Annotated in this window: 5 protein-coding genes and 6 pseudogenes; 10 read left to right on the top strand and 1 reads right to left on the bottom strand. The window is 64.6% G+C overall.

Annotated elements, in window-relative coordinates:
• Positions 1 to 352: 352 nt before the first annotated feature.
• Both AB0D66_RS33945 and AB0D66_RS33940 read left to right on the top strand, forming a co-directional pair.
• Positions 353 to 544, top strand: a pseudogene (locus AB0D66_RS33945) (transposase); the annotation flags it as partial.
• A 121-nt stretch (positions 545 to 665) separates the two neighbouring features.
• Entirely contained in the window at positions 666 to 1313 is a 648-nt protein-coding gene (locus tag AB0D66_RS33940; RefSeq protein ID WP_362311010.1) for a transposase, read from the top strand.
• A 15-nt stretch (positions 1314 to 1328) separates the two neighbouring features.
• Here AB0D66_RS33940 and AB0D66_RS33935 read toward each other — a convergent pair whose 3' ends face one another.
• Positions 1329 to 1841, bottom strand: coding sequence for a hypothetical protein (locus tag AB0D66_RS33935; protein ID WP_362311009.1), 513 nt, complete (start codon positions 1839 to 1841; stop codon positions 1329 to 1331).
• 528 nt (positions 1842 to 2369) lie between these two features.
• Between AB0D66_RS33935 and AB0D66_RS33930 the strand changes: the two are divergent.
• The 8 genes and pseudogenes from AB0D66_RS33930 to AB0D66_RS33895 form a co-directional block, all read left to right on the top strand.
• A pseudogene (locus AB0D66_RS33930) lies at positions 2370 to 2771 on the top strand (transposase); the annotation flags it as partial.
• 56 nt (positions 2772 to 2827) lie between these two features.
• Positions 2828 to 3288: pseudogene (locus AB0D66_RS33925) on the top strand (IS5 family transposase); the annotation flags it as partial.
• Positions 3289 to 3527: 239 nt separating this feature from the next.
• Positions 3528 to 4595 carry an IS110 family transposase gene (locus tag AB0D66_RS33920; protein WP_362311011.1) on the top strand — a complete coding sequence of 356 codons (1068 nt, stop codon included), beginning with the start codon at positions 3528 to 3530 and terminating at the stop codon, positions 4593 to 4595.
• 133 nt (positions 4596 to 4728) lie between these two features.
• A pseudogene (locus AB0D66_RS33915) lies at positions 4729 to 4947 on the top strand (transposase); the annotation flags it as partial.
• A pseudogene (locus tag AB0D66_RS33910) lies at positions 4880 to 5101 on the top strand (hypothetical protein); the annotation flags it as partial. The pseudogenes AB0D66_RS33915 and AB0D66_RS33910, both read left to right, overlap by 68 nt.
• Positions 5102 to 5143: 42 nt before the next feature.
• Complete coding sequence (locus tag AB0D66_RS33905; RefSeq protein ID WP_362311008.1) at positions 5144 to 5287, top strand: hypothetical protein; 144 nt, start codon at positions 5144 to 5146, stop codon at positions 5285 to 5287.
• 540 nt (positions 5288 to 5827) lie between these two features.
• Positions 5828 to 6163, top strand: a complete 336-nt coding sequence (locus AB0D66_RS33900; protein WP_362311007.1) for an Lsr2 family protein — start codon at positions 5828 to 5830, stop codon at positions 6161 to 6163.
• Between the two features lie 136 nt (positions 6164 to 6299).
• Positions 6300 to 6722: pseudogene (locus AB0D66_RS33895) on the top strand (IS5 family transposase); the annotation flags it as partial.

Here is a 6722-nt window from a genome sequence, read left to right as displayed (position 1 = left end):
CGTTGATCTCCAGGGGCCAGGGAATGTACAAAATTCTGCAGTGTCTCCTTGCCCCATTTCCTCGATGGCATTTCCCTATTAGCCGCAATGGCGGCTAGCTCCCAGTCACCGCTTGCCGCAACTTCAAGGAACCACATCAGTTGATCACCTTTCGTTCCTCGCGGTCCTACTCCGGAGCCCGCGGATATCCTATGGAACATCCGCCCCTGCAGCGGTGTGTGCAAATTTCGACAGAATATGCCCCTTCGTGCACACTCCTTGCTCGAACAGCACATAAGAGCTTGTAACAGGATCTTGATGAGATGTCCTGGTCAGCCGTGACCGGTGTGACGATTCAGCCGTTCGGGATGGTGTGAGTACTCGGCCGTGGATCGTGGACGACAACTTGTGGGCACTGATCGAGCCGCTGCTGCCGCCTTGGCCGGCGAGGTCACCGGGGCCGCGGCCGGTGGCTGACCGGCTGTGTCTGCAAGGCATCCTGTACGTGCTCTGCATCGACATCGCCTGGCAACTCCTGCCACCTGAGCTGGGCTTCGGCTTTGGGCAAACCTGTTGGCGGCGCCTGGAGCGGTGGCAACAGGCCGGAGTCCTCGACCAGTTGCACCGCATCCTGCTCGCCGAGCTGCACGCGGCCGGCCAGCTCGACTGGTCCAGGGCGTGCGTGGATGGCTCCCACATCCGCGCGAAAAAAAGGGGGGGGCGCCGACACCGGTCCGTCGCCGCTCGACCGGAGGAAGACAGGCAGCAAACACCACCTGATCTGCGACGGACACGGCACCCCGCTCAAAGTCATCACCACCGAGGCCAACGTCAACGACGTCACCCAGACCCCCGCCCCAATCGACGGCATCCCACCGGTGGCAGGCCGCCCCGGCCGCCCCCGCCGACGTCCCAACTCCCTGCTCGGGGACAACGGCTACGACTCCAACCCCAACCGGCGAGCTCCGCTGCGTCGTCGAGCAGACCTTCGCCCTGCTCCACCACTTCAAACGACTCGCCGTCCGCTGGAAACGCCGCACCGAACTCCACGACGCTCTCGTCTCCCTCGCCTGCAGCCTCATCTGCTGGCGACGCCTCAAGCGAGCCCAACCATGATCGATAGCCGCGATGGGCCCATCCCATCTATCACAAGTAAAGTGGGACGCTGGCACACCGCCCCCGCACATCTGCGGCCCACCAGGCCTTCGCGTGCTGGTTACGGACCTACGAAAGCCCGGCCCGTAGCCAGCACCTCGGCCGATGCATGGCTTCGCCCATTTCGACTGCAGGGCCTCGTGGCAGGACAGGCCGCCGTCGAGGGTGCTGCCAAATGAGTGGATACGCCGTCCCTACCGGAGGACAAGATTCCTATCGTCATGGGCGATAGGCGCTTGAGTGTTGTTGGGGTCGTACAACGTGACCGAGACAAGCACATTGGTGTTGGGGGTCCAGATGCCTCTGGCGGCAGGCACATCGAGGACGGCAGTGTGAGAGACGCCGTCGCACCTGAGAGGGGACAGCGTGGTGCCGACGCCGAAGGGCCCGGTGCCCACAGGAGCTCCGTAGACTGCGGCATCGATCCTGGAGGTTGGCGACGTTCCAACTGGGCAGGAATAGCTGGCCACCACGTTAAGGTTATTGGTCAACGGAGCGATGATCGCCGTGAGGATTTCGACGTCGGGGACCTGTGCGTCACCGACCTCCGTGTCCCCTGATTGCGCCGTCGACGTGGCGTTCGCGGTGGCCGTCGCGGGACCGGAACCAACGGAGACAGCGGTGGCCGTGGCGACGGAAGCCGCTGTCACAGGGTCGACGTCCTGGGCCGCAGCCGTACCGACTGTCGCCGGCAGGACACCGGCCATGGTTAGAGCTAGAACGGTGAAAGTAGCGCGAAGACGCATTGCAGGGAGCCTTTCCACGTAGCGAGCCGTCACTCGGCGGCTCTCAGCCAGATACCTATCATCAATTACGAGCGAAATGCATCAAAGCGCAAGGATTGCGGCACACTTCATATTGTCTGCTATTTTCTGAAGCGTTATCGAGTCCCGTATCGCGAGCGGTCGGCGGCAGGCGGGCCTGACGCCTTCTCAGCTGGCGGGATGAGTCGGATTCGTCAGATGTGGCGCGCCCTAACTAGCTCATGCATGGTTAGCGGTAGACGTTGGGTCGGCCGCTGATCAATGGATCGGACAGCGGCTCGTGCACGATCATCAGTGACCGGAGGATCACAGGCTTGTCAGCCGACGTGCTCGCCGCACTCGTTGGCGCGTTAGGTCCGTTAGGTCCGTTAGGTCCGTTACGACGTGAACGGCGCTAGGCCCTGTATTGAGTCGTGATCGGTTTGCCGGATCTGCCCTCGCTGTGAAGGTGGATCCGGTAGTCCGGTACGCATGACGCGTGCGCAATTGACAGACGATGAATTGGGATTCGTCGAGCCGTATCTGCAGATCGGCGAGTAGGGCTCGTACCCCGAGCGGCTGCGGCAGCAGTTCGAGGGCGTGATCTGGAAATTCCGCTCGGGAGCTCAGTGGCGGGAGATGCCGGACCGGTTCGGCGCCTGGTCCACGGTGCACAACCGGTTCAGGCAGTGGAGGGACGCCAGGGTCTTCGAGGCGATGCTGGAAGGTGTGATCGCCGAGGCGGCTGGGCGGGGACGGATAGATATGTCGCTGGTCAGCGTGGACTCCACGACGGTCCGGGCCCATCAAGATGCGGCCGGAATGCATTTGGAAAAGGACGTTCTGGACGCTCTGGAGAAGGCCGCGGTCGAGGCGGAGGCAGGCCGACAAAAGGGGGCGACACGGCGGAACAAGACGGACACGGCGGCACCGGGGATCCCGACCGGGCCGAGCGGCGGCGCGTCCGGCGACGGCGCAAGCTCCGTCTGAAAGCAGCTCTGCTCGGCGCTCACGAGGCGGACAGACCAGCAAGATCCACCTGGCGGCCGACCGCCACTGTCGGCCCCTGGCCCTGGTCCTGACCGCAGGGCAGGCTGCGGACAGCCCCCAGTTCATCCCCGTGCTCAAGAAGGTCCGGGTCCGCGGGCCCGCCGGACGTCCCCGCACGCGGCCCGGCGCGGTCGCCGGGGACAAGGCCTACTCATCCCGCGCCACCCGCGCCTATCTGCGCAAACGCAACGTCAAGGCGGTCATCCCGGAGAAGAAGGACCAGGCCGCCAACCGCAAGAAGAAGGGCTCCAGACGCAGCCGGCCCGTCAGTCACGATGCGTACCTCTACAAGGAGCGCAACACCGTCGAGCGCCTGATCAACAAGCTGAAGGCATGGCGAGGTATCGCTGCCCGGTACGACTGTGAGGATGTTGGGGTGCCGCTTCGGACGGTGGCCTGACCCGCGTTACGACTGGCCCTGGTGCCTTGGTTTTGATCTGTCGGCCACTGTCGCGAGCGGCATTCGCTGCCGCTGGACCGGCGGGCGGTCCCGATAGGGGCCTTCGCGAGAGGCACCGTCACAGTCCTGACCGCCCTGACCGATCCAGCGATGACCGCCCCGCTTCCCTTGGCTGCAGGAGACAGGTGACCGTGACCAGGATGACCCAGCCCTCCCCTCTGGACCAATGCGACCCCGACATCGTGCTAGGTGTCGACACCCACAAGGACGTCCACGATGCCGCCGTGGTCACGGCAGCCGGCGCCTTCGTCGAGAGCCGGAGCTTCCCGACGACCGCCGAAGGCTATGAGCAGCTACTGGCCTGGGCCCGGACACTGGGCCACCTCAGCCAGGCCGGGGTGGAGTGCACAGGCTCATACGGCGCCGCACTCAGCCGATACCTCCACAGCCAGGGCATCACCGTCTTCGAGGTGAACCAGCCCGACAAGGCCACCCGCCAGCGCCGCGGCAAGAGCGACATCAACGACGCCGAGGCCGCAGCCCGCGCAGTGATCACCGGCAGAGCGACCGCGACAGCGAAGGCTGGCGACGGGCCCGTGGAGATGCTCAGGCTGTTCAAGATGGCCAAGGCCTCCGCAATCAAGTCCCGGGCTCAGGCGATCAACCAGCTCAAGGCCGTTCTCGTGGCCACCGACCCCGAGCTCCGCGAGTCTCTGGCCGGCCTGAGCAACCCCAAACTGATACGCGCCTGCGCCAGACTCGACTGCTCGGCCCCCGGAGCGGCCGGTGCCGCCGCCCACACGCTGGGGCTCCTGGCCCGGCGGATCCAGCACCTCACCGAAGAGATCGAAGACCTCACCACGCGGATCAGAGACGTCATCACGCAGCACAACCCGCAGCTCCTGGCCTGCTATGGAGTCGGCCCCGACACCGCCGCGACGCTTCTGATCGCAGCGGGCGACAACCCGGAACGGCTCCGCAGCGAGTCATCGTTCGCAGCCCTCTGCGGCGTCAGCCCAGTCGAAGCCTCCTCAGGGAAAACCCAGCGTCAGCGCCTCAACCGCGGCGGAAACCGGCAGGCCAACTCGGCCCTCTACACCATCGTGCTGGCCCGTCTCCGATGGGACACTCGCACCCGCGGATACACCGACAGGCGCGTCTCCGAAAGCAAGACCCGACGCGAAGCACTCCGCTGCCTCAAACGCTACGTCGCACGCGAGATCCACCGCCTCATCACCCGCACCACCACCCACGTCCTGGCGGCTTGACATCCATAGGGGCATCAAAACCCCGGACAGCCATCTCGCCGGACTCCACCTACGTGCCGCCGTGATCTGGATCAAAGACCTCACCCGAACCACCCAGTGATCACGACTCAATACGCTCAGTACTCGGCCGTGGATCGTGGATGACGACTTGTGGGCACTGATCGAGCCGTTGCTGCCGCCCTGGCCGACGAGGTCACCGGGGCCGCGGCCGGTGGCTGACCGGCTGTGTCTGCAAGGCATCCTGTACGTGCTCTGCAACGACATCGCCTGGCAACTCCTGCCGCCTGAGCTGGGATTCGGCTCGGGGCAGACTTGCTGGCGCAGGCTGGAGTGGTGGCAACAGGCCGGCGTCTCTACCGCGACCTCCTGGTCCGCGCACACATCCAGCTCGGAGGACCGATCGTGATCGTCTGGGACAACCTCAACACCCGACCGCCGGGCTGAAGCGATATGAAGCCGAGCACGACTGGCTCACCACCGTCCTGCTACCCGCATATGCGCCCGACCTGAACCCTGTCGCGGCCGTCTGGTCACTCGTACGCAGAGCCATGGCCAACACCGCCTGCAACACCCCCGACGACCTCGATCGCATACTCCGCCGGATCCAGCTCCAGCCCCGCCTGATCGACGGCCGCCTCACCGCCACCCACATGACCCTTACACCACCGACCCCACCCTGCAATCCTCAGTAGCCGGGCCCGGAGGCCAGGGCCCTCATTGCAGGACCGCGAAAAAGATTACGGGGGGCAGAGGTCTTGGGCATGTTTGCCCGAGGTGGACGGTAACTCGTTCGGGAACGCTCAGTCTGCAGGCCAATGTTGCGTCGCGGGCACTCAACATCCCGACCAGGATGCCCAGTTCCGCTATATCAAAGACCAGGCCAGAGAACATACGGGCGCCGGTGATCCGGTGATCAGGTGGATACCAGGAAGAAGGAGCTGGTCGACTGGTGCAAGAATCGGGAGCCCGGCCCTACAAGACCGTTGATCTCCTGGACCCCTGAGGGAGCGGACATGGCGATTCCGTACGCAATCGCAATCTACGACCTCGCCGCGAACGCCGGCTGGGTCAGCGTCGGGACCGACCGGTAGCTCTGCATCACGGAATTCCAGGCGTACCTCAAGAGTCCCGTTCTATGCCAGGTGCGCAATCATGCCCGCCCAAAATCACCCGCTCGCACGCAGTTCGTCAGTGGTGTTTCGCAATTCCTTTAGTTGCCATACAATCTCCCCATGGCTCAGAAAATCGTAACCATCTACACTGACGACCTCACTGGCGAGGAAACCCAGGAAGCTGCAACCCACACCCTCGCCCTCGACGGGATTGAATACGAGATCGACCTCGCTCCCGACAGCTACGACAGGCTACTGGAAGCAGTTGCCCCTTTCACTTCTGTGGGTCGCAGGGCAGGACGGGTAACCCGAGTGAAGGCAAGCACTTCCCGCACCCCGAGGACGATCGGGGACACCGCCGAGATTAGGGCCTGGGCGAAGGCAAATGGTCTACAGGTAAACGACCGCGGCCGAGTCCCCAAGAACGTCCGGGAGGCCTACAACGCTGCCGAGTAGCACGACCGGTCCGTACCCGCATCCAGCGTACGAGCTAACAACAAGATCACGATTTGGCTGGTTAGGGTGTCGCCGGCAGATGAAGCTGCACGCTAAGACACCGTTTCTTATGGCGTGATCGTTCGTTGAACCGTGCATGACGGATTTGGTTGAGCGCTTGGTACCGGATGAGTTATGGGTGTTGTTCCGGCGGGTGGTGCCTCCGACGGAGGTGATACGTCCGCAGGGTGGCGGCCGACGGCGGGCGGGTGACCGCGAGGCCCTGGCCGCGATCGTCTTCGTGGCGACCTCGGGCTGCACCTGGCGGCAGCTCCCGCCGGTGTTCGGCCCGAGCTGGCAGACGGTCTACCGACGCTTCGCCCACTGGAGCCGGGCCCGGGTCTGGGCCCGGCTCCACCGCGTCATCCTCGACGAACTCGGCGCCCGCGGGGAACTCGACTGGTCGCGCTGCGCGATGGACTCCATCAGCATGCGGGCCGCAAAAGGGGGCCGTTGACGGGACCGAATCCGACCGACCGCGGCAAACCCGGATCGAAAATCCACCTGATCACCGACCGGA

This window comes from Streptomyces sp. NPDC048270, from assembly GCF_040652335.1.
GTDB lineage: Bacteria > Actinomycetota > Actinomycetes > Streptomycetales > Streptomycetaceae > Streptomyces.
The sequence above is the reverse complement of the archived record's forward strand: the minus strand, read 5'-3'. Positions and strand labels throughout refer to the sequence as shown.